Raw genomic sequence first — 21,558 nt, 5'->3', positions numbered from 1 at the left:
ATCAGATCGTTCTGCTCAACACATCACGGGTACATTGTTCGTACACGGCATGGCAGCAGAGACTGGTTATGAACACCAGAATAGTTACGCCGATTTAAATGTACTCGCATCTATGCTTTATTCTATCGTGCAAATTTCCAAAAAAGCAAAGTGGGATTAAATCATGGGGAATAAAACAAAAATGAAGGAAATTTCAATCATCACATTTGTGATAATCACATTTATTTCCGGATGCACACAAAAAAATTTAGATAAGGAACCCCAGATGCCTGACAATTTAAAAATCAGCAAACGTCTTGAAGTACTTTTTCTAAAAACAAAAATTGTCTGTTTCGGACGTTACGCTATAGAAATCCCAAAGGAGGCTGAATTGATATACGGAAACATATCATTCCCGTCAAGAATTGAAGTTATAAAAGGCGGAATTTTTGCAAAAGATGAAAAAATAGCAGAAGACATAAGAAAAATAAAGATGAATAGCCAGTCTTCTGAAATCATATCCAACGGAAATGGCCCCATAGAAAATAGCTGGCAATTTCGCTATTTTGACAATAAATTTTCCAAAGAAGATGGCAATGTTTTATTCAGTACGTATGTCAACAAAGGAGATATCACATTCGTTCTTACCGGCTCCATCCCCAGAAATGGAACGGTTAAAAGTGCGGCCACCACACAGTTAATGCGCGCGAATAGTCTGCGCCTGCGTCACCAAGATGAAATTCCTACCGAACCCGGTCATTGCTTAGAAGGTGGTTTCATGAGCGACAATAAGTATGACAATCAAGAAATGGCGGACGCAGGTCTGTATTTTCCCAGCCTGCCAGACGTGACATTTTCCATCACTGCGAATAAAGACGCCTACGGCGATTATCCTCCTGCCGAATATGATGCAAAAGTACGCGGGAAATTATCATTACTTGCTCGCATCCAGGAAGCAAAAGACCAGCAAGGCAAGAACTACCCCCCTCGTACTCTGCTACGCGAAGGCAAGCGTGACGTGCAGCATTGGCATGGCGAGGAATCGTTGATACGGCGTACCGATGGCGTGCATGATTTTGAATGGACACTGGTGGGTACGCCGCGCGATATCGCTTATCCAGCGGTATTGGAAGCATCCATGTACACCAAAGTCGCCCACAACATGGTCGGCGCCGCCGAAGCCGCGTCGCTGACGGACGAAGAGGCCATCGCCTTGTGGGACAAGCTGCTGTCCGGCCTGAAGTTCCGGGTGAAGGTGCCGGGGGCGCCGCCGGGTTCGTATTACATCGATCCGGACAAGCCGGCGCAGTGATGGACGCACGACCCCGGCAGTAGGCCATGCTGGCGTGCTGCAGTCTATTGCGCTAGCATGCTCCTTTTGCCCGGAATGCCCCCATGCCCATCACCCTGCGCCCCGCCCTGCCCTCTGATATCGACGCCCTGTGGACCCTGCGCACGGTGGCCGTGCGCGTCAGTTGCGCCACGCACTATGCGCCGGAACAGATCGCCGCGTGGACGGCCTCGCCCGTGCCGCCGGCGTATGGCGCCATGCTGGCTGCCGGCGGCGGCATCGTGGCGATGCAGGACGAGGCCATCGCCGGCTATGCCATGCTCGATGCGGACAAGCAGGAAGTCGATGCCGTCTTCGTCGATCCCGCGCGCGCGGGACTCGGTATCGGCAAGCGCCTGCTGGCGGCGCTGGAGCAGCTGGCGCGCCAGCGCGGCATTGCCCATTTACACCTGTCCGCCTCGCTCAATGCAGAGCCGTTTTACCGGGCCGCCGGTTTTGTTGCCTTGCGCGCGGAAGCGTATGCGCATCCCAGCGGCATCAGCCTGGCCAGCGTGGCGATGGAAAAGGCGCTGGCGGCGGCCTGAGCCTTCAGTCTGCTGCCGCAGCAGCGCCGGCCTCGGACTCGGCCAGGCATTGCTGCAGCTTCGCGATCAGGGCGCGCACCTCGTCGTCGCCCAGGTCCAGCGGATCGCCGTGCGCACCGACGGCGATCAGGCAGATGGCCGAGCCGTCATACCAGGCATCCAGGCGTTCATCCTTGCCTTCACTCATATTGTTCTGCCTCACGTTGCAAATCCATCAATAGATCAGCCGGCGCCGCGATGGCGCCCGGTCCTTGCGGCACGGGGAACACGGACGCCAGCTGGCCGTTGCCTGCCATGCCCGGCAGCCACTTGCTCAAAAAATCGTCGAGCGCGATGGCGCGCGGCTGGAAATGTTCCCACTCGCCGCTGGCGCACGCTTGCGCGTATGCCGCTTCCGGCCAGAACGGTATCGCCACCTTGGCGCCAGCTTGCGCCGTGGCCCAGCCGTCGTCGTGCAAGCCCCACACTTCTTGCGTATCAGCTACCTTGCGCACAAAATAGCCATGGCGTTCGGCGAACGGCAGGCCCATCACCTGCTTGAACTTTTCAGGATGCACGGTTTTCCCCTAGCTCGTCCCATACCCGCAGCTGCGGCGTGCACCAGCCCGTCACCATGTCGAGGGCATCCAGTATCACGTCTTCCCGCGCCTCATCCTGCGCGCCGTCCTGCGCAGACGCGCGCAATTCCTGCAGCAAGCCGGCCACTTGCGCCGCCGTCACGCCGCTGGTCTTGTAGCGCAGCAGGATGGCGCGCAGCGTCAATAAACCTGCCCGGGCATCGAGCGCCGCCAGCAAGTCTCTGTCGATCTCGGCGATGATGGTGTGCGCCATATCAATCCGCCTCCCAGGCGATGGCGGCCGGCCGCGCGCCGCCCGTCCTGAAAAAATCGGCAAAGGCACGCCGGCAGTGTTCCACGTCCACGCTCCAGGCTTCCGGATATTCGTCCACCTGGCCATTTGCCAGCAGATAGCTGCAAACGCCGTCCGCCTCCTCGTCGCCCAGCGAGTGAAAACTCCGGTCATCCTGGCCCGACAGATACATCAGCCAGGCGTTGCCGCCATTGCGCAGCATGCACAGGGCCGGGCCCTGCTCCGCATCGGTTGCCATGGTCAGCCACAGCTCGCACTGGGCCGGGGCGCGCGCTTCCTGCAGCATTTGTTCCAGCGCAAGGATATCGTCGACGGCACGCGCCTCGCCATGCAGATTCAATTCCATCGTCATGTTGTGCTCCCGCTCAAATCGTTCGTCGCCAGCGCCGTGCTCAGATACAGCTTGCCGCTCAGGTCTTGCAGCAGGCTGCTCTGGCGCAGGCGGTCCATCACTGGGCCCTTCACTTCGGCCAGGTTCAGGCTGATGCCGCGCTTGGCCAGCGTGCTGTTGAGCTCGATCAAGCCCAGCAGGGCCGTGCTGTCGATCTGATTGACGGCAGACAACACCAGCACCAGGTGGCGCGCCGTCGGGTGGCCGCGCAGCTCGTCTTCCACGCGCTCCGTGACGGCTTCCACGTTGCCGAAGAACAGGCCCGCATCGATGCGCAGCAGCAAGACGTCAGGCAAGGTTTGCGCTTCGTAGCGCTCCACGTTGCGGAAGTGCTCGCTGTTCGGAATACGCCCCAGCACGGCGATATGGGGACGGCTGGCGCGCCAGATCAGCGTCCCCATCGACAGCAGCACCCCGATCACCACGCCCGCTTCCACGCCCAGCACCAGCACGCCGGCCGTCGTCGCCAGCAGGGCCAGCGCATCGCTGCGGTCGTAGCGCCACGACAGTTTCAAGGTATCCCAGTCCAGCAGGCTGCTGACGGCAAAGATGATGGTGGCGGCCAGCACGGGCAGCGGCAGCAGGGCCAGCCAGCCCGTGGGCGCCACCAGCGCCAGCGCCAGCAGGCCCGCCGTGATGATGCTGGCCAGGGGCGTGTTCGCGCCCGCCTGGAAATTGACGGCCGAGCGGGAAATCGAGCCCGTGACGGGAAAGCCGCCCGACAGCGCGCTGGCCACGTTGGCCGCGCCCAGGCCCAGCAGTTCGCGGTTCGTATGCAGCTTTTCACCGCGCTTCTGCGCCAGGGTCTGGGCGGCGGACATGCTCATCAGAAAGATGATGAAGGCGATCAGGAGCGCCGGCGACAGCAAGGTACGCCAATGGGCGCCGGAGGTGGCCAGGTTCAGCCCGGGCAAGCCGCTGGGCACGTGACCCGTCGTCTGCACGCCCATCGCTGCCAGGCCGCCATAGGCGACGAGCGCGATGCCGGCCAGCACCAGCGCCATCGGCGCCAGGCGCGCGCCCACATCGGCCGCCACCTTGTTCAGCCCGCAGCGATGCAGCAGGCGAGACGCATAGCGCTTGGCCAGCCACAGGAACAGCAGGCCGGACAGCCCCAGCACGAGGCTAGGCGCATGCCAGTGGGGAAGCGTTGCGCCCAGCAGGGGCGTGATCTGGCCCCAGATGATCAGGATGGCGGCGCCGTTGCTGAAACCGCTGATCACGGGACGCGACAAAAAGCTGGCCATGAAGCCGAGGCGCAGCACGCCGCACAGCAGCAGGACCAGGCCGCTGATGAAGGCCAGCTGGGCGGCCAGCACGATATACAGGGAGGAGCCGGGGTCGGCCAGCGGCGCCAGGGCGGCGGCCGTCATCAGGGAAACGATGGCCATCGGGCCCACCGATTGCGTCATGCTGCTGCCGAACAAGGCGTACAGCACGGGCGGCAAGATGCTGGCATAGATGCCGACCACGGGCGGCAAGCCCGCCACCAGCGCGTAAGCCATGCCTTGCGGCACCATCATCATGGCGACAACGATACCGGCGGTGATGTCCCCGGCCAACAGAGGACGCCGGTATTGCCTGAGCCAAAGCAGCATGATGTGTTCCCAAAATCTGAAAACCGAAGCCTATCATGCGACGAGGCCGGCTGACAGGGGGAAAGCCATCAGTCTGGCAGCAATTGCGCCTTCACGGCATCGAGGATTTCTTGCGACAGCGCTTCGTCATCGACGGAGCGGGCCAGCACCATGGCGCCCACCATGGCGGCAAACGTGGCGATCGCCTGCTGGCGCCGTTCTGCCGACGCGCCTTCCGGCAACAAGCCTTCCAGCAGCGCGAACTGCTGCCGCGTGGCTTGCGTAAACACGGGGCGCGCGCCGGGCGACATGCGCGCCACGTCGACGCCCATGGCCGCCGCCGGGCAACCTCCGCCGGGCTGGTCGCGGTGCCGGGTGGTCAGATAGCTGTCGATAATCGCCGGCAGCGCCCGCTGCGGGTCGCTGGCAACCTTCGCCCGCCAGCCTTCCAGCGATTTCTCCAGGGCATGCTGGCACGCCTCGATCATCAAGTCTTCCTTGGACGCGAAATGGCCATAGAAGCCGCCATGCGTGAGGCCCGCGTTCTTCATCAGGTCGGCCACGCCGATGCCGTCATAGCCTTTTTCGCGGAACAATCTTGCCGCTACGTCAACGATGCGCTCGCGGTTCAGCGCCGCCTGCTCCCTGCTCACTTTCATGTTGCCTCCTACATTTATGTCAATCATCATATAACTTTACGCCCGTTTGCGCCACTCTGTTAGCAAGCGCACCGTTTGATGCCGGCGCCGCGCCGATACTGGATCTTCGTTTCCAGGGAGGCCAGCATGAACGAAAACAAGGACCAGTCCGCCGGCAACTTGCAGCGCGCCATCCAGCAGGAGCAGGATGGCCGCGATGCCGCCAAGCCAGGCAAGGAAAGCAAGCAGCCCGTGCAGACGGGCCACCGCAGCCAGCCGGCGCCTCCCCTGCCTGCCCAGCACCTGGCCAAGCCGGGCATCGAAGCGCAGATGGCATTGAAACCGCGCTTCCTGGCGCCTGATTATTGCGGCAGCGGCAAGCTGGCCGGCATGGTGGCCATCATCACGGGCGGAGATTCGGGCATCGGCCGCGCCGTGGCCGTGCTGTATGCGCGCGAAGGGGCCGATGTCGCCATCATTTACCTGAACGAACATGCGGACGCCAACGAAACGAAGCGCTACGTGGAAGCGGAAGGCCAGAGCTGCCTCTTGATTCCCGGCGACGTGCGCGACCAGGGCTTTTGCCAGCAAGCCGTCAGCCAGGTGCTGGAGAGGTTCACGCACATCGACGTGCTGGTGAACAACGCCGCCTTCCAGGAACACGCCGAATCCCTGCTGGAACTGAGCGAAGAGCGCTTCGACCTCACCATGAAAACCAATGTGTACGGCTACTTTCACATGGCCAAGGCCGTGCTGCCCCATTTGCAGCGGGGCGCGTCCATCATCAACACAGGTTCCGTGACGGGCTTGCAGGGCTCGAAACACCTGCTCGACTATTCCACCACCAAGGGCGCCATCCATGCGTTTACCATGGCGCTGGCCGGCAACCTGCTGGACAAGGGCATCCGCGTCAACGCCATCGCACCCGGCCCCGTCTGGACGCCGCTCAATCCGGCCGACAAGTCGCCCGAGGAGATCCAGAAATTCGGCCAGGACACCGACATGCGCCGCCCGGCCCAGCCCGAGGAACTGTCGCCCGCCTACGTCTTCCTGGCCTCGCCCGCCTGTTCCAGCTACATCAGCGGCATCGTCCTGCCCGTCACCGGCACGGTAGGAGACTAGGCGATGGCGCGCGCACTGTGGAAAGGCGCCATCAGCTTCGGCCTCGTGCACATCCCCGTCGAGCTGATTTCTGCCAGCCTCGACCATGAACTGGATTTGTCCATGCTGGACCGGCGCGACTTCGCCCCCATCGGCTACAAGCGCTACAACAAGCAGACGGGCAAGGAAGTCGAGTGGGACGACATCATCAAGGGCTATGAATACAAGACGGATGAATACGTGGTGCTGTCCGACGAGGATTTAAGGCAGGCGAACGTGAAGGCCACGCAAACCATCGACATCCTCACCTTCGTCGATGCGGCGGAGGTGCCGCTGACCTTTTACGAGCACCCGTATTACTTGCTGCCGGCCAAGGGCGGCGAGAAAGTCTATGCGCTGCTGCGCGAAACCTTGCGCAAGGCCAATAAAGTGGGTATCGCCAGCGTAGTCATGCGTACCAAGCAGCATTTGTGCGCGCTCGTCTGCGTGGGCGACGCCATCGTGCTCAACACGTTGCGCTACGCCGATGAGCTCCGGCCCACGGATGACCTGGACTTGCCCGCCAGCCCCCTGAAGGCGGCCGGCATTTCCGAAAAGGAACTCAAGATGGCCCTGTCGCTCGTGGAAGGCATGAGCGAAGCGTGGAAACCGGAGCAATACCACGACAGCTACCGCGAAGACGTGCTGGCGCTGGTCAAGAAGAAAATCAAGGCGAAACAGACCAAGACCATCACGCCGCCCGCCCCCGAGCAGGAAGTAGAGCACGGCAGCAATGTGATCGACCTGGTCGCCCTGCTGCAGCAAAGCCTGGGCAAGAAGGCGCCCGCCGCGCCGGCCCGCAAGCGGACGGCCTCGGCCACCGCCCGCAAAGGGGCGCCCGCCAGGCGCAAGGCAGCCTGAGCCGCAAGACCCGGCCCGGAGGCAGCGTCAATAATATAAATGCATTGACTTTGATCAGGCTTCTCGCTACGTTATGCACAGGCCTGCCAGCCGGCAAGCCCTGTCACGCGTGCGGAAAAAATGGATGCCGAGTTAGATCAGCTTATCCTCAGCGGCGCCCCTGGCGGCGTTGTCATCACGAACGAAGAGCATGCCGTCGTGCGCTGGACGGTGGGTGCCCAGCGCATCTTCGGCTATGCCAGCGACGAAGCGCTGGGCCGCACGCTGTGGGAACTGATCTCCCTGCCCGGACAAGCCGAAGCGGCCCTGCTGATCGACGAACAGCTGACCCTGCACGGCAGCTACGACCGCGAATCGCTGCGGCGGCGCAAGGATGGCGAACTCATCCATGTTGACGTGGCGTGCCAGGCCGCACAGGCCGGGGCGGATGCCCCCCGCTACCTGATTTCCACCATGAAGGACACGACCTTGCTGAAGGCGGCGCGCGACGCCCAGTTCGTCGAGGTGCGCTACCGCGTGCTGTTCGAATCGACGCCGGACAGCGTCATCATGGTCAATGCCACGGGCGCCATCGTGCTGGCGAACCAGCAGGCGCAGCGCCTGTTCGGCTACGCGGAAGGCGAATTGAACGGCAGGCAAATCGATAGCCTGCTGCCGCAACGCCTGCGCCATTCACACGTGGCGCACCGCGCGCGCTATTTCGACCAGCCCCGCACGCGCACCATGGGCGCCGACCTGGAGTTGCTGGGTTTGCGCAAGGACAACGTCGAGTTCCCCGTCGAAATCAGCCTGTCACCCATCCAGACGGAAATCGGCACCTTCGTCATCAGCGCCATCCGCGACGTCAGCGACCGCCGCCGGGCCGAGCAAAAGTTCCGCGGCCTGCTCGAATCGGCGCCGGACGCCATCGTCATCGTCAACGGCGATGGCGAGATCGTGCTCGTCAACTCGCAGACGGAGCGCCTGTTCGGCTACTCGCGCGCGGAGTTGCTCGGGCGCAATGTCGAAGTGCTGATCCCGGCCCGCTACGCGATGGATCATCCGCAACACCGGCAAGCCTTTTCCACGGCACCGCGCGCCCGCTCCATGGGCGCAGGACTGGAACTGTACGGCTTGCGCCGCGATGGCACCGAATTTCCCGTCGAAATCAGCCTGTCGCCGCTGGAAACGGACGAAGGCGTGCTCGTCTCGTCGGCCATCCGCGACATCTCCGAGCGCAAGCGCATCGAACGCACGCTCAACGAACAGAAAGTCGAGTTGGAGCGGGCCAGCCAGGCGAAGGACCGTTTTCTCACCAGCATGTCGCACGAGCTGCGCACGCCGCTGAACGCCATCCTCGGCTTTGCCCAGCTGCTGGCCAACGAAGCGCTGCCCGCGACCGTGCTGCAAAAACGTACTTTCGTGCAAAACATCGTCACCTCGGGCCGCCACCTGCTGACCCTGATCAATGAAATCCTCGACCTGGCGAAGATCGAATCAGGCAGCCTGAGCCTGTCGATGGAAGCGGTGACGCTGCCCACGCTGATCGAGGAAGTGCGCGTGATGGTGGAAGAACAGGCGCAGCAGCGCCAGATCCACCTGATTTTTCCCGCCTGCGACGCGCTGACGCTCAGGGCCGACCATACGCGCCTCAAGCAAGTGTTGCTGAACCTGCTGTCGAACGCCATCAAGTACAACCGTCCTGCCGGCAAGGTGGAGCTGGAAATCTCGCAGCCCGATGCGCTGTGCGTGCGCATCGCCATCCGCGACACGGGCAAGGGGCTCGATGACGCGCAGATGGCCGAACTGTTCCAGCCGTTTAACCGCCTGGGGCAGGAGGCCGGCAGCGAAGAAGGCACGGGCATCGGCCTGGTCGTCACCAAGCGCCTGGTCGAACTGATGGGCGGGCGCATGGGCGTGCACAGCTGCCTCGGCGTGGGCAGCGTGTTCTGGATCGAACTCGACACCATGGACGCGCCGCCCGACAGCATGCCGCCGGACACGGAAGGGCCGTCCGAGCCTGCCGGCGACGCCGCGGACGATGCCAGCGGCCAGGCCCTGCTGCTGTACGTGGAAGACAATCCGGCCAGCCTGCGCCTGGTGGAAGACATCGTCAGCTTCCTGCCCCACCTGCGCATGATCTCGGCCACCGACGCGCGCCAGGGTATCGCGCTGGCGCTGGAACGCCATCCCGATGTCATCTTGATGGATATCAACCTGCCCGGCATGAATGGCAACCAGGCGCAACGCATCCTGCGCAACGATCCGCGCACGGCGCACATCCCCGTCATCGCCCTGACGGCCAACGCCATGAAGGGCGACATCCGGCATGGCCTGGCCGCGGGCTTCTTCCGCTACCTGACCAAACCCGTCGAGATTCCCCAGCTCAACGCCGCCATCGACGAAGCCCTGCAGCTGGCGCGCGCCACCTTGCCATTCAAGCCGGGGGCGTAAAGGCCAGCTTTTTCATCGCCGCATCGAGCCCTTTCGCGCTGCGCGCATAGCCAGCCCACGGCGCGTTGCCCACGTCGAGGCGGCTGTGGACGTTGCCCACGTTCCATTGATCGCCCGCCTTCAGCTTGTCGAGCTCATCCCAGGCCAGCGGCACGGAAATGCCCAGTCCCGAACGCGTGCGGGCCGACCACGCACACACGGTGGTGGCGCCCCGCCCATTGCGCAAATAATCGATGAAGATCTTGCCGACCCGGTTCGACGGTCCGCTTTTCAGCACAAAACGCTGGGGTATCAGCTGCGCCATATGCGCCACGATGGCTTGCGAAAACGCCTTGACCGTATCCCAGTCGTGTTTCGGGCGGATCGGCACGACCACGTGCAAGCCCTTGCCGCCGCTGGTTTTCAGCCAGGCGGGCAAACCCAGTTCCGTCAGGAAGGCGCGCAGCAGCACGGCCGCTTCGCGGATGGCGGGCCAGGCCACGCCCTTGCCCGGGTCGAGGTCGAACACCAGGCGGTTCGGTGTGTCGTAGGCGCTGGCCAGCGCGTTTTGCGTGTGAAATTCCACCACATTCCACTGCGCCGCCGACAACAGGCCCTGTACGCTGGCCACTTCCAGCATGGAAGCATGCTCGGCATCGAGGCCGGGATCGAGCTGCCTGACGCCGGGCATGGTCGACGTGTCCGCATGCTTCTGGAAAAACAGCTCGCCGCCCACGCCGGCCGGCGCGCGCACCAGCGACACGGGCCGGCCCCGCAAATGCACGAGCATCAGCTTGCCCACCAGCGCGTAATAACGCACCAGGTCGATCTTCCTGGCGCCGCTGTCCTGGTCGATCACCCTGTCCGCATGGCTGACCTTGAAACTGGCCGGCAAGACGCTGTCCGGCGTGGCTTGATGTTGCATCGTCTTCTCCCTGTCGATTTGCTGTGGCCGCTCGCGCACGATGGCGGCCGGCTGTTTGTCCTGGCGCAAGCCGTGAAACACGGCGTGGCGCACGGCGCCGCCGCTGGTCCATTGCGCAAAACCGACCTCGGCCACCAGCTGCGGCTGGACCCAGATGGGCTGGCGCACGCCGCCCGCCTTGCCCGCGAACGGGCTCGCCTCGATGGCCAAGGCGTCGAGGCGGCGCCGCAAGTCGCGCAAGGCCGCATCGTCAAAGCCGCTGCCCACATTGCCCGCATAGCGCAGCTTGCCCTGTGCATCGTGCACGCCCAGCAGCAGCGAACCGATGCCTTCGCGCGCGCCCTGCGGCGCCGTGTAGCCGCCGATGACGAATTCCTGGCGCAGCCCGCATTTGAGCTTGATCCAGTCGCCGGAACGCCGCGTGACGTAGGGCGAACCGCGGCGCTTGCCGATCACGCCTTCCAGCCCCAGGCGGCAGGCATGGGCCAGCAGTTGCCGGGGCCTGGCGTCAAGCGCACCGCTGAAGCGCACCAACGGCGAGGCCGGCAAACTCTGCAGCAACTGTTCCAGCAAGGCCCGGCGCGCCTCGACGGGCTGGCCCCGCAGATCATGGCCGTCGAAAAACGGCACGTCGAACAGGTAATACACGATCTCGCTGCTCGTGTCAGCCTCGAAGGCGCGCTGCAAGGCGCCGAAATCCGGGTGGCCGCCGGCGTCGTTGACGACGATTTCACCGTCATACCAGCCTTGCGGCAAGCCCAGCTGCTCCAGCGCCTGGCGCAGCTTCGGCAGTTTGGCCGTCCAGTCATTGCCATTGCGCGTGATCAAACTGACCCGTTCGCCATCGCAGCGCGCGAGGATGCGGTAGCCGTCGAATTTCACCTCGAAAATCCAGTCTTGCGCGTCCGGCGGCGGCGCATCGACGAGGGTGGCCAGCTGCGGCGACAGGGTGGCGGGCAGCCTGACGGCGGGCGCTGCCGCCTGCTGCGCGCTTTGTTTGCGCTTGGGCATGGCCTTGTGCTTGACGCTGTCCGGGAACTCGTCGACGACAGAAAATTCCAGCGCCGGCCGGGCATATTCGTCTTTTTCCTTGATCAGCAGCCAGGCGGGCTGCTTTTCGCTGCGTTTATCGCCCTTGCCCTTCATGCGCACCAGCACCCACTTGCCATGCATCTTGTGGCCGTACAGGGTGAATTTCAGCTCGCCGGACGCCAGCGCAGCGCGCGCATCGGGCGTGGCCGGCTGCGGCTGCCACGTGCCCTTGTCCCAGATGATGACCTTGCCCGCGCCATACTGTTTTTCCGGAATCGTACCTTCAAAACCGGCGTAGGCAAGGGGATGGTCTTCCACCTGCACCGCCATGCGCTTGTCGCGCGGGTCGTAGCTGGGCCCTTTCGGCACGGCCCAGCTTTTCATCGTGCCGTCCAGTTCCAGGCGAAAATCGTAGTGCAGGCGGCTGGCCCAGTGCTTCTGGATGACGAAGGCGAGCCCCTCGCCCGCCGCCTCGCCGCCCTCCGCAGGCTCGGGCGTGACGGCAAAATTGCGCTTGGCTTGATAGGTTTTCAAGGCGGCTTTCATGGCGGACCCATGCGGTGACGATGGCATCGAGTCTAGGCCGCCAGGGGCTGGGGCGCGGTACGCCAGCTAACAGAGTGCCTGCCCCGGCAAATGTAAGTGTTTGTAATTGAGAGAAAACGTGTCAACGCAATTGCCCTACGGCGCGTTTTTGCCTCAGTGACAGGGGATTGATCTCCTGAACTACAACCCCACTTCTCGAGGAACTGCACCATGAAAAAAGTAATCGCTACTCTGATCGCCGGCTTGTTCGCTACCGCAGCCTTTGCTCAAACGCCAGCCGTGCCTGCCAAGGCCGAAGCCAAGCACACCAAGGAAGTGGCTAAAGCAGAAGCAAAAGAAACCAAGGCCGTCGTGAAAGCCGATGCCAAGGAAGCCGCCGTCGCCGCCGATGCGAAAGCCGATGTAGCCAGCGCCAAGGCCGATGCCGCCGCCACCAAGGCCAAAGCCCATCACAAAGCGAAAAAAGCCAAGGCCAAGGCTGACGAAGCCAAAACTGAAGCGACCGCAGCAGCAGCCAAGTAATCCCTTCCGCGCATTTTTTGCGCCACACAAAAAAGACAGCTTCGGCTGTCTTTTTTCGTTTTCATGCCGGCATCACACAGCAACATCCGATAAAACACCTGATTGTAAGAAAGTGTAAACAAGGTCAACGACAAGCTTCCGGGGCGCGTTTTATGCTCAGTGACACGGGAATCATCCCGGCACCAACAGACGTACCAGACAAACCACCACTGAGGACTGCACCATGAAAAAAGCAATTGTTACCCTGATCGCCGGCCTGTTCGCTACCGCTGCCTTCGCCCAAACGCCTGCAGCCCCAGCAGCTCCGGCAGTGCCCGCCAAAGTGGAAGCGGCCCACACCAAGGCCGTCGTGAAAGCCGATGCCAAGGAAGCGCAAGCCGTCGGGAAAGCGGACGCGAAAGAAGCGAAAGCCGTCGTCGCCGCGAAAACGGAAGTCGCCAGCGCCAAAGCGGAAACAGCCACCACGAAAGCCAAGGCCCATCACAAGGCCAAGCACACGAAAGCCAAGGCTGACGCCAAGCTGGCTTCGGCCACCGCTGAAGCAGCACCGGCAGCAGCCAAGTAATCATCGACACACCTTCGCTTACCAGTCACCAGGACAATACAATGAAAAAAGTTATCGCCACCCTCGTCGCCAGCCTGTTCGCTACCGCAGCCTTCGCCCAAACCCCTGCCGCCCCGGCAGCGCCGGTTCCCGCCAAAGCGGAAGCGGCCCATACGAAAGCCGTAGCCAAAGCGGAAGCCAAGGAAACCAAGGCGGTCGTGAAAGCCGACGCCAAGGAAGCGGCCGTCGTCGCCGATGCGAAAGCCGACGTGGCCAGCGCCAAGGCCGACGCCAAGGTCAGCAAGGCCAAGGCCCATCACAAGGCCAGCAAAGCCAAAGTGAAAGCGGATGCAACGAAAGCGGCAGAGGCCGTTCCGGCAGCGCCAGCGCCAGCGAAGTAATCGCGGCAATCGCCACAGGAGCGGGTCCGCCGGGTCTGCGCTTCCGTGGCGGCTTCGCCCGCAGTACCAAAGACAGCTTCGGCTGTCTTTTTTTTCGCGTCCGGCACTGGCGGCGCATGACCGATACTTACGCTCGCAAGCAGAAGCTTTCGACGTAAAACCATGTAAAGATGTAAAAAAACAACGCTTTTCAGTCACAAAAATTTCCCATCCTGACGGCCGCTCAAATAGAATTGAGAATTATTCTCATTCTCATCTTTGATTCAGGAGCCGTTTCAATGCCAGGTCGCACCGTTCTTTCCGCCGCACCGTCCACCCCATCCTCCCCCGCCGCGCTGTCGTTGCGCCCGCTGGCCCTGGCCATTTCGCTGGCGCTCGGCGCCGGCATGGCGCATGGCGCCGACGGCGCCCCCGCCGATGACGCTGGCGAAGAGACGCCCGTGATGCAAACCATTACCGTCACGGGCAGCAGCGACGCGACCGCCTACACGGCGCGCAAAAGCGCCTCGGCCAGCAAGTTCGACCTGTCGCTGCGCGAGACGCCGCAGGCCGTTTCCGTGGTCACGCGCGCGCAAATGGACGATTTCAGGCTCGACAACGCCAGCAAGGTGCTGGCGCAAACGACGGGCGTGACGGTGGAAGCGGTGGAAACGGACCGCAGCTATTACACGGCGCGCGGCTACGACATCACCAACTTCCAGTTCGACGGCGTGGGCCTTCCTTTCGTCTTCGGCAATGTGATGGGCGACCTCGATACGGCGCTGTTCGAGCGCGTCGACATCGTGCGCGGCGCGAATGGCCTGATTTCCTCGACCGGCAATCCGTCGGCCACCGTCAACTTCGTGCGCAAGCGCCCGACCCAGGGCCTGGCCGCTGCCGCCGGCGTCACGCTGGGCTCCTGGAACACGCGCCGCCTCGATGCCGACGTATCGACGCCGCTCGGCGCCGATGGCAAGGTGGCGGCCCGCTTCGTCGTCGCGCATGAAGAAGGCGATTCCCATCTGGACCGCTACTCGCCGCGCAAGGATGTCGCCTACGCCATCGTCGAAGCGAAGCTGACGCCGGACACCAGCCTGGCCGTGGGCCACAGCTATCAGAACAACCTGGCCAGGGGCGGCATGTGGGGCGCCCTGCCCGTCGCGTACACAGATGGCACGCCGACCGACTACCCGGTTTCCGCCTCGACGTCGGCCGACTGGTCGCGCTGGAGCATCCTCAACAACAGCACCTTCGCCGAACTGGCGCACCAGTTCAATGCCGACTGGCGCGTGACGGCCACCGCCACCTACAACCGCTCCACCTCCGATTCCAAACTGTTCTACGTCTACGGCACGCCGGACAAGGCCACGGGCGACGGCTTGTTCAGCTACCCTTCGCGCTATGCCTCGGCCAACAAGCAGCGCCTGCTCGATGTCGCCGCCACGGGCAAATTTGCGCTGGCCGGGCGCCGGCATGACCTCAGCATGGGCCTGGCCTGGTCGAAATCCACGCTCGACGACGTGTCGTATTATGGCCGCGGCATCGGCACGGCCCTGCCGAACGGCACGGCCTTCGACGGCTCCTACCCGGAACCGCTCTTCGACGCCTCGACCGATGGCAGCGCCTACAAGGACGAACGCAAGAACGCCTACCTGGCCGCCCGTTTCAACCTGGCCGACAATGCCAAGCTGCTGGCGGGCGTGAACACCGTCAAGGCCGACAGCACGGGCAGCGCGTATGGCGTCAGCCAGGCCAAGTCGCAGAGCGACACCACGCCCTACGTGGGCCTGGTGTACGACATCGGCCGCCATGTGTCCGCCTACGGCAGCTACACGGAGATCTTCAACCCGCAAAGCAGCATCGACCGCACGGGCCAGACCCTGGCGGCGGCTACCGGCAAGAGCCTGGAAGCGGGCTTGAAAAGCGACTGGTTCGACGGCCGCCTGAACCTGTCCGGCGCCCTGTTCAAGACGCGCCAGAAGAACGTGGCCGAAGCGGCCGGCACCACGCCCGACCTCAAGACGTTCTACAAGGGCGTCGATTCGGAGTCGCAGGGTTTCGAGCTCGACGCCTCGGGCGAACTGGCGAAAGGCTGGCAGGCGAACGCCGGCTACGCGCAGCTGCGGATCCAGGGCGACGACGGCCAGGATGCGCGCACCTTCATCCCGCGCAAGCGCTTCCACCTGGCCACCACCTACCACGTCCCGGCCGTACCGGCGCTGAAGGTGGGCGCCAGCCTGACCTGGCAGGACGCCATCTACAACAAGGTCGATGACAGCACCACCCTGCACCAGGGCGCCTACGCGCAACTGGGACTGATGGCCAGCTATGCCATCAGCCGCAACGTCAGCCTGTCGCTGAACCTGAACAATGTGACGGACAAGAAGCACCTGACCAGCCTGTACTGGACCCAGTCGCTGTACGCGGCCGGCCGCAATGGCAGCGCCACCCTGAGCTGGAAGTACTAGGGAGCCGCCATGCGACTGCGTCCTCCCATGGTTGTTCTGCACCGCTGGTTCGGCCTGGCGGCGGCGCTCTTCCTGTTCATTTCCGGCCTGACGGGCGCCGTGATCTCGTGGGATCACGAGCTCGACGCCTGGCTCAACCCGCAGCTGTTCCACGCCGCCGGCACCGCCGGTGACGGCCCCGCAAAATCGGGACTGGAGCTGGCGCGCCAGCTCGAGGTGCAGGACCGGCGCCTGCGCGTGAACTACACGCTCACGGCGATCGAGCCTGGCCACACGGCGCTGATCTCGGTGGAAGGCCGGCCCGACCCGGCCACCGGCAAGCCGTTTGAGCCGGGCTTCAACCAGGTGGCCGTCGACCCGGCCACGGGCGCCATCCAGGGCACGCGCCAGTGGGGCGTGGTCTCGCTGACGCGCGAAAACCTGCTGCCCTTCCTGTATAAACTGCACTACACCATGCACATTCCCGATGGCTGGGGCATCGAACTGGGCGTGTGGTTCATGGGCATCATCGGCATCGTATGGGTCGTTGACTGCGGCATCGCCCTGTACCTGTCGTTTCCGAACTGGCGCAGCTGGCGCAAGTCGCTGGCCTTCCGCTGGCGCGAAGGGGGCCACAGGCTGAACTTCGACCTGCACCGCTCGGGCGGCGTGTGGGTCTGGTTGCTGCTGCTGGTACTGGCCGTCACCTCCGTGTCGATGAATCTGCAAACCCAGGTGATGCGTCCCCTGGTGGCGAAGTTGTCCACGCTCAGCCCGAACGCCTTCGACAGCCGCACGCCGCAGCCGCCGGAACACCCCATCGAGCCGCTGCTGACGCGCGAACAGGTTGTCGCGCTGGCGAAGACGGAAGCGGCAAGGCGGGGCTGGACGCTGCCGGCCGGCGGCGTGTTCTATTCTTCCGCCTACGGCCTGTATGGCGTCGGTTTCTTCGCGGCGGACAACGACCATGGCGACGGTGGCCTGGGCAATGCGTGGCTGTACTTCGACGGGCGCGACGGCAAGCCGGCCGGCGGCGTGGTGCCCGGCACGGGCAGCGCGGGCGACATCTTCCTGCAGGCGCAATTCCCCCTGCATTCGGGCCGCATCCTGGGCCTGCCCGGGCGCATCCTGATTTCCGCCATGGGCCTGGTAGTGGCCATGCTGAGCGCGACGGGCCTGATCATCTGGTTGAGAAAACGCCGTGCCCGCGCGGCGCAGACCGGCAAGGCGGCGGCGCCGCTGCATGCCAACTTCAGCAAGCAGGTGCAGTAAAAGGCCACAAAACGGCGCAACTGGGCGACACTGGCAATCCGACCATCGCCACGAAAGCTGTCCATGCGCCGCCTGCCCTTGTCCTTGCTGAGTACCCTCCTCCTGTCCTGCGCCGCCCTGGCGCAGGACAGCGCCCCCGGCACCATCGCGCAAGTCCTGCAAGCCCAGGACCGCGACAGCCATGGCGACCTGCGCGCCGTCGTCGTGCTGCGCGACGGCGCCATCGTCGCCGAGCGCTATTACAACGGCGAGACGGCCGACACCCTGCACGACATCCGCTCGGCCGGCAAGAGCATCACCGCCCTGCTGGCCGGTGCCGCCGTGGCGCGCGGCCAGCTGGCGACAACCAGAACGGTGGGCGACTACTGGCCCGAAGTGGCCGGCAGCCCGGCGGGCAAGGTCGTCCTCGACGACTTGCTGACCATGCGTTCGGGCCTGGCCGCCTTCGATGAAGACGAACAGTCGCCCGGCAATGAAGACAAGCTCGATGAAGCGCCCGACCCCGCCGCCTTCGTGCGCGGCGTGCCGGCCGCAACAAAGCCGGGCAGCGCCTACCGCTACAACTCGCTGGGGGCGTACATCGCCGGCAGAGTGGTGGAAAACGCCAGCGGCGCCAACCTGGAAGACTATGCCGCCAAGGTGCTGTTCGCGCCACTGGGCATCACGCGCTGGAGCTGGGGCCGCGACGTAACCAGCCATCCGAAGGGCCAGGGCAATCTGTCGCTGCGCGCGCGCGACACGGCAAAGATCGGGCAGATGGTGCTGGACAAGGGCATGGCCGATGGACGGAGGATCATCGACGCCGCCTGGCTGCACGCGGCGCTGGCGCCGCGCGTGGCCATCGGCGCCGTGGACCGCTACGCCGACAGCTACGGCTATTTCTGGTATGCGAAGACGCAGGATATCGGAGGGCAGCAGATTGGCGTGCATTTCGCCTCGGGCAATGGGGGCAACAAGATCTATGTGATACCGACGCGCCGCATGGTCGTGAGCATCGCTTCCAGCGCATACGGCAAGGGTTACGGACAGCGCCGTTCGGAAGACATCCTGAAGGCCATCCTGAAGGCGGATACGCGGTAGTTGTAAGCGTTTGTAATGACCGTCAACGCAAGCGTCCGGGGGCGCGTTTTATGCTCAGTGACACGGGAATCATCCCGGCACCAACAGACATACCAGACAAACCACCACTGAGGACTGCACCATGAAAAAAGCAATTGTTACCCTGATCGCCGGCCTGTTCGCAACCGCTGCCTTTGCTCAAACGCCTGCAGCTCCTGCAGCCACCCCGGCAGCCTCGGTTCCCGCCAAAGTGGAAGCGGCGCACACCAAGGCCGTCGTGAAAGCGGACGCCAAGGAAGCCCAAACGACCGTCAAAGCGGACGCGAAAGAAGCGAAAGCCGTCGTCGCCGCAAAAACGGAAGTCGCCAGCGCCAAAACGGAAGCGGCCGCCACCAAGGCCAAGGCGCACCACGCTGCGAAAAAAACCAAAGCCAAGGCAGATGCGAAACTGGCATCGGCCACCGCCGCCGCACCAGCTCCGGCACCAGCCAAGTAATCCAGTCCGTCAGCACCCGAATTCATTAGCCACTCTACCTTATAGGATTTCATCATGAAAAAAGTTATCGCCACCCTGATCGCCACCCTGTTCGCCACCGCCGCTTTCGCACAGACGCCAGCCGCGCCAGCAGCGCCGGCCGCTCCAGCAGCTTCCGCCGCAGCCGTTGCACCTGCAGCCAAAGCCGAAGCGCCAGCCGCCGCCGTCAAGCCAGCGACGCACAAGAAAGCCAAGCATCACAAGGCGAAGAAAGCCGCTACTGGAGAAAAGGCAGTTCCAGCGACGCCGGCAGCTTCCGCACCGGCAGCCGCACCAGCCAAGTAATCGAGGCCGCAACAACAAAAAGACAGGGCACGCCCTGTCTTTTTTTCGTCCGCTTTTTCGTATATTTATTTCGGCATCAGCACTGTATCGATGACATTGATCACGCCATTCGATTGATACACATCATAGGTGCTGATGTTGGCGCTGTTGCCGCCTTCATCCATCACGACGATGTTGTGCATGCCGTTCATGGCGAACATCAGCTTGCCCCCGCTGGCCGTAGGCAAGGTGGCTTTACCGTCATGCATCTTGATTTCCTTGGCCAGCGCCTTGAAGTCGTATTTGCCGGGCACCACGTGGTAGGTGAGGATTTTCGTCAGGGTCGCCTTGTTTTCCGGCTTGACCAGGGTTTCGACCGTGCCTGCCGGCAGCTTGCCGAAGGCCGCATTCGTCGGCGCGAATACGGTGAACGGCCCCTTGCCTTTCAGGGTGTCGACCAGGCCGGCCGCCTTGACGGCGGCGACCAGGGTCGTATGGTCGGCCGAATTGACGGCGTTGTCGACGATGTCCTTGCTCGGGTACATGCTCTGGCCGCCCACCATGGTCGTCATGTCGGCGGCAAAGGGGGCGCTGGCGGCCAGCATGGAGGTGATGAACAGAGCTGCGGGAACGATGATGCGCATGATGATCTCCTGATCGGTTATGAACTGCGGTGCGTGTTTGCACAGTCATTTACGCGGCCAGGCAGAAATCGGATTCAACTGGTTTTCAAAAAAAAACGGCGCCGTGCAGATGCACGACGCCGTTTTCGCGATGTTTTCCTTGCCGCGGGCCGGGGATGCCAGCCCGCGATGCCGGAAATCAGTTGGCCGCCACCTGCGGCTCCGTCTCGCCCCAGCCGCCGCCCAGGGCGCGGATCAGCGCCACCGTGGTGACGGCGCGGTTGCCGCGCAGTTGCACGGCGTTGCGCTCGATGGCCGCCAGGTTGCGCTGCGCGTCCAGCAGATCGAGATAGCTGGAACGGCCCGCGTCGTACAGCTTTTGCGCCAGGTCGGCCGAACGGCGCGCCGAGACGACGGCTTCGTCGATCTGCTGCGTCTGGCCCGACAGGATGCGCAGGCCGGCCAGGTTGTCTTCCACCTCGGCGAAGGCCACCAGCACGCTCTGGCGATACGTCGCCACCGACTCTTCCAGCTGCGCTTCGCTGCGGCTCACGGCCGCCTTGTTGCGGCCGCCGTCGATGATAGGCATCGACATCAGGGCACCCAGCAGCCAGGAGCGGCTGCTCCACTTGAAGATGTCCGAGAAGGTATCGGACGCGCCGCCGCCGGAAGCGTTCAGGCTCAAGGCGGGGAACATGGCCGACTTGGCCACGCCGATGCGCGCATTCGACGCTTCCATGGTGCGCTGCGCCGAGGCGATGTCGGGACGGCGTTCCAGCAGCGACGACGGCATGCCGGCCGGGATCACGGGCAGGAAGCCGCTGTCCTGCAGCGGGTTGACGCCCGCCGTGAAGCTGGCGGCAGGTTTGCCCAGCAGGACGGCCAGCGCATGCTCGCTGGTGGCGCGCTGGCGCTGCAGGCCGATGGCTTCGGCGCGCACGGTCGACAGCTCCGTGCGGGCACGGGACAGGTCGAATTCGCCGATGTCGCCCAGGTCGTAGCGGCGCTGGTTCACATGCACGCTTTCCTCGCGCAGGCGCACCGTCTGCTCCAGGGTCGCCAGTTCGGCATCCGTGGCGCGCAGCTGGAAGTAGGTTTGCGCCACGTCAGCCTGCAGCGACAGCAGCACCGAGCGGTAAGTCGCTTCCACGGCCAGCGCATCGCTGCGCGAGGCGCTGACGTTGGCAGCCACCCTGCCGAACAGATCGACTTCGTAGCTGGCCGTCAGGTTGGCCTGATAGACGTTGGTCGCCGCCACCGGCGCGCCGTTCGGCAAGCCGAGCGACACGGCGGAGGCGCGGTTGCGCTGGCCGCCCACGTTGACGCCCACTTGCGGGATGCGGTCCGCTTCGGCGATGCCGGCAATGGCCCTCGCCTGCTTGACGCGGGCGGCGGCCACGGCCAGGTTGGCGTTGGCTTGCGTGGCCTCGCTGATCAAGCCAGTCAAAGCCGGATCATTGAACGCCAGCCACCACTCGCCGCGCGCCTGGCGCTCGGCCGGCACGCCCTGCTTCCAGCGCGTGCCGTCGGCTGCGGTCTGCACGGCAGGCGCTTGCGCTTCCTTGAACGCTGCCGGCGTCTCGATCTGCGGCTGCCTGAACTCGGGCGCCGCGCAGGCGGCCAGCAAGACTGCGGCGGCCATGGCGCTCAAGACGGGCGCCGCGCG

At 63.7% G+C, this 21,558-nt stretch carries 22 protein-coding genes; 13 read left to right on the top strand and 9 right to left on the bottom strand.

Features of this window, described 5'->3' with window-relative positions; genetic code table 11:
• Positions 1-163: 163 nt before the first annotated feature.
• Both AC1RJW_RS04540 and AC1RJW_RS04535 read left to right on the top strand, forming a co-directional pair.
• Positions 164-1,291, top strand: a complete 1,128-nt coding sequence (locus AC1RJW_RS04540; protein WP_493043787.1) for a T6SS immunity protein Tli4 family protein — start codon at positions 164-166, stop codon at positions 1,289-1,291.
• 83 nt (positions 1,292-1,374) lie between these two features.
• Complete coding sequence (locus AC1RJW_RS04535) at positions 1,375-1,854, top strand: GNAT family N-acetyltransferase (protein ID WP_493043785.1); 480 nt, start codon at positions 1,375-1,377, stop codon at positions 1,852-1,854.
• 4 nt (positions 1,855-1,858) lie between these two features.
• On the opposite strand, the gene AC1RJW_RS04530 is transcribed toward AC1RJW_RS04535, so the two are convergent.
• The 6 genes from AC1RJW_RS04530 to AC1RJW_RS04505 form a co-directional block, all read right to left on the bottom strand.
• The gene (locus AC1RJW_RS04530; RefSeq protein WP_493043783.1) at positions 1,859-2,041 is read right to left on the bottom strand and encodes a hypothetical protein; all 183 of its coding nucleotides are present in this window, start codon (positions 2,039-2,041) and stop codon (positions 1,859-1,861) included.
• Positions 2,034-2,411, bottom strand: a complete 378-nt coding sequence (locus AC1RJW_RS04525) for a DUF2750 domain-containing protein (RefSeq protein WP_493043781.1) — start codon at positions 2,409-2,411, stop codon at positions 2,034-2,036. Before AC1RJW_RS04525 ends, AC1RJW_RS04530 begins: the two co-directional genes overlap by 8 nt.
• Positions 2,401-2,685, bottom strand: a complete 285-nt coding sequence (locus AC1RJW_RS04520; protein ID WP_493043779.1) for a hypothetical protein — start codon at positions 2,683-2,685, stop codon at positions 2,401-2,403. The genes AC1RJW_RS04525 and AC1RJW_RS04520 overlap by 11 nt, the downstream gene beginning before the upstream one ends.
• Before the next feature lies 1 nt (position 2,686).
• A complete protein-coding gene (locus AC1RJW_RS04515) occupies positions 2,687-3,076 on the bottom strand; it encodes an Imm1 family immunity protein (RefSeq protein WP_493043777.1) in 390 nt (129 codons plus the stop codon).
• Positions 3,073-4,713 carry a SulP family inorganic anion transporter gene (locus tag AC1RJW_RS04510; protein WP_493043775.1) on the bottom strand — a complete coding sequence of 547 codons (1,641 nt, stop codon included), beginning with the start codon at positions 4,711-4,713 and terminating at the stop codon, positions 3,073-3,075. The genes AC1RJW_RS04515 and AC1RJW_RS04510 overlap by 4 nt, the downstream gene beginning before the upstream one ends.
• Positions 4,714-4,781: 68 nt before the next feature.
• The gene (locus AC1RJW_RS04505; RefSeq protein WP_493043773.1) at positions 4,782-5,351 is read right to left on the bottom strand and encodes a TetR/AcrR family transcriptional regulator; all 570 of its coding nucleotides are present in this window, start codon (positions 5,349-5,351) and stop codon (positions 4,782-4,784) included.
• Positions 5,352-5,477: 126 nt separating this feature from the next.
• Here AC1RJW_RS04505 and AC1RJW_RS04500 point away from each other — a divergent pair, with 126 nt between their 5' ends.
• The 3 genes from AC1RJW_RS04500 to AC1RJW_RS04490 all read left to right on the top strand — a co-directional run bounded on the left by AC1RJW_RS04500 (position 5,478) and on the right by AC1RJW_RS04490 (position 9,764).
• On the top strand, positions 5,478-6,452 hold the full coding sequence (locus tag AC1RJW_RS04500; RefSeq protein WP_493043771.1) for an SDR family oxidoreductase: 975 nt from the start codon (positions 5,478-5,480) through the stop codon (positions 6,450-6,452).
• Between the two features lie 3 nt (positions 6,453-6,455).
• Positions 6,456-7,331, top strand: a complete 876-nt coding sequence (ku, locus tag AC1RJW_RS04495; protein ID WP_493043769.1) for a non-homologous end joining protein Ku — start codon at positions 6,456-6,458, stop codon at positions 7,329-7,331.
• 120 nt (positions 7,332-7,451) lie between these two features.
• Positions 7,452-9,764: a PAS domain S-box protein gene (locus AC1RJW_RS04490; RefSeq protein ID WP_493043767.1), complete on the top strand. Its 2,313-nt coding sequence runs from the start codon at positions 7,452-7,454 to the stop codon at positions 9,762-9,764.
• Here AC1RJW_RS04490 and ligD read toward each other — a convergent pair.
• Positions 9,748-12,246 carry a DNA ligase D gene (gene ligD, locus AC1RJW_RS04485; protein ID WP_493043765.1) on the bottom strand — a complete coding sequence of 833 codons (2,499 nt, stop codon included), beginning with the start codon at positions 12,244-12,246 and terminating at the stop codon, positions 9,748-9,750. The genes AC1RJW_RS04490 and ligD overlap by 17 nt on opposite strands.
• Positions 12,247-12,456: 210 nt before the next feature.
• On the opposite strand from ligD, the gene AC1RJW_RS04480 reads away from it, so the two are divergent.
• The 8 genes from AC1RJW_RS04480 to AC1RJW_RS04445 all read left to right on the top strand — a co-directional run bounded on the left by AC1RJW_RS04480 (position 12,457) and on the right by AC1RJW_RS04445 (position 19,290).
• Positions 12,457-12,768, top strand: a complete 312-nt coding sequence (locus AC1RJW_RS04480; RefSeq protein ID WP_077406305.1) for a hypothetical protein — start codon at positions 12,457-12,459, stop codon at positions 12,766-12,768.
• A 223-nt stretch (positions 12,769-12,991) separates the two neighbouring features.
• The gene (locus AC1RJW_RS04475) at positions 12,992-13,333 is read left to right on the top strand and encodes a hypothetical protein (RefSeq protein WP_493043762.1); all 342 of its coding nucleotides are present in this window, start codon (positions 12,992-12,994) and stop codon (positions 13,331-13,333) included.
• Positions 13,334-13,374: 41 nt separating this feature from the next.
• Positions 13,375-13,713, top strand: coding sequence for a hypothetical protein (locus tag AC1RJW_RS04470; RefSeq protein ID WP_070289292.1), 339 nt, complete (start codon positions 13,375-13,377; stop codon positions 13,711-13,713).
• A gap of 278 nt (positions 13,714-13,991) precedes the next feature.
• Entirely contained in the window at positions 13,992-16,160 is a 2,169-nt protein-coding gene (locus AC1RJW_RS04465) for a TonB-dependent siderophore receptor (RefSeq protein ID WP_493043760.1), read from the top strand.
• 15 nt (positions 16,161-16,175) lie between these two features.
• On the top strand, positions 16,176-17,411 hold the full coding sequence (locus tag AC1RJW_RS04460) for a PepSY-associated TM helix domain-containing protein (protein WP_493044205.1): 1,236 nt from the start codon (positions 16,176-16,178) through the stop codon (positions 17,409-17,411).
• Between the two features lie 63 nt (positions 17,412-17,474).
• Complete coding sequence (locus AC1RJW_RS04455) at positions 17,475-18,491, top strand: serine hydrolase domain-containing protein (RefSeq protein ID WP_493043759.1); 1,017 nt, start codon at positions 17,475-17,477, stop codon at positions 18,489-18,491.
• Positions 18,492-18,612: 121 nt separating this feature from the next.
• On the top strand, positions 18,613-18,966 hold the full coding sequence (locus AC1RJW_RS04450; protein WP_493043757.1) for a hypothetical protein: 354 nt from the start codon (positions 18,613-18,615) through the stop codon (positions 18,964-18,966).
• 54 nt (positions 18,967-19,020) lie between these two features.
• Positions 19,021-19,290, top strand: coding sequence for a hypothetical protein (locus AC1RJW_RS04445; protein ID WP_474291878.1), 270 nt, complete (start codon positions 19,021-19,023; stop codon positions 19,288-19,290).
• Between the two features lie 65 nt (positions 19,291-19,355).
• Here the strand turns inward: AC1RJW_RS04445 and AC1RJW_RS04440 are convergent, their stop codons facing one another.
• Together AC1RJW_RS04440 and AC1RJW_RS04435 are read right to left on the bottom strand one after the other, a co-directional pair.
• Positions 19,356-19,913: a fasciclin domain-containing protein gene (locus AC1RJW_RS04440; RefSeq protein ID WP_493043755.1), complete on the bottom strand. Its 558-nt coding sequence runs from the start codon at positions 19,911-19,913 to the stop codon at positions 19,356-19,358.
• Positions 19,914-20,091: 178 nt separating this feature from the next.
• Positions 20,092-21,534 carry an efflux transporter outer membrane subunit gene (locus tag AC1RJW_RS04435; RefSeq protein WP_493044204.1) on the bottom strand — a complete coding sequence of 481 codons (1,443 nt, stop codon included), beginning with the start codon at positions 21,532-21,534 and terminating at the stop codon, positions 20,092-20,094.
• Positions 21,535-21,558: the final 24 nt, after the last annotated feature.

Source organism: Janthinobacterium sp. GW822-FHT07A03, from assembly GCF_058798815.1.
Note: the sequence above shows the minus strand (reverse complement) of the source record. Positions and strands in the feature narration are given on the sequence as shown.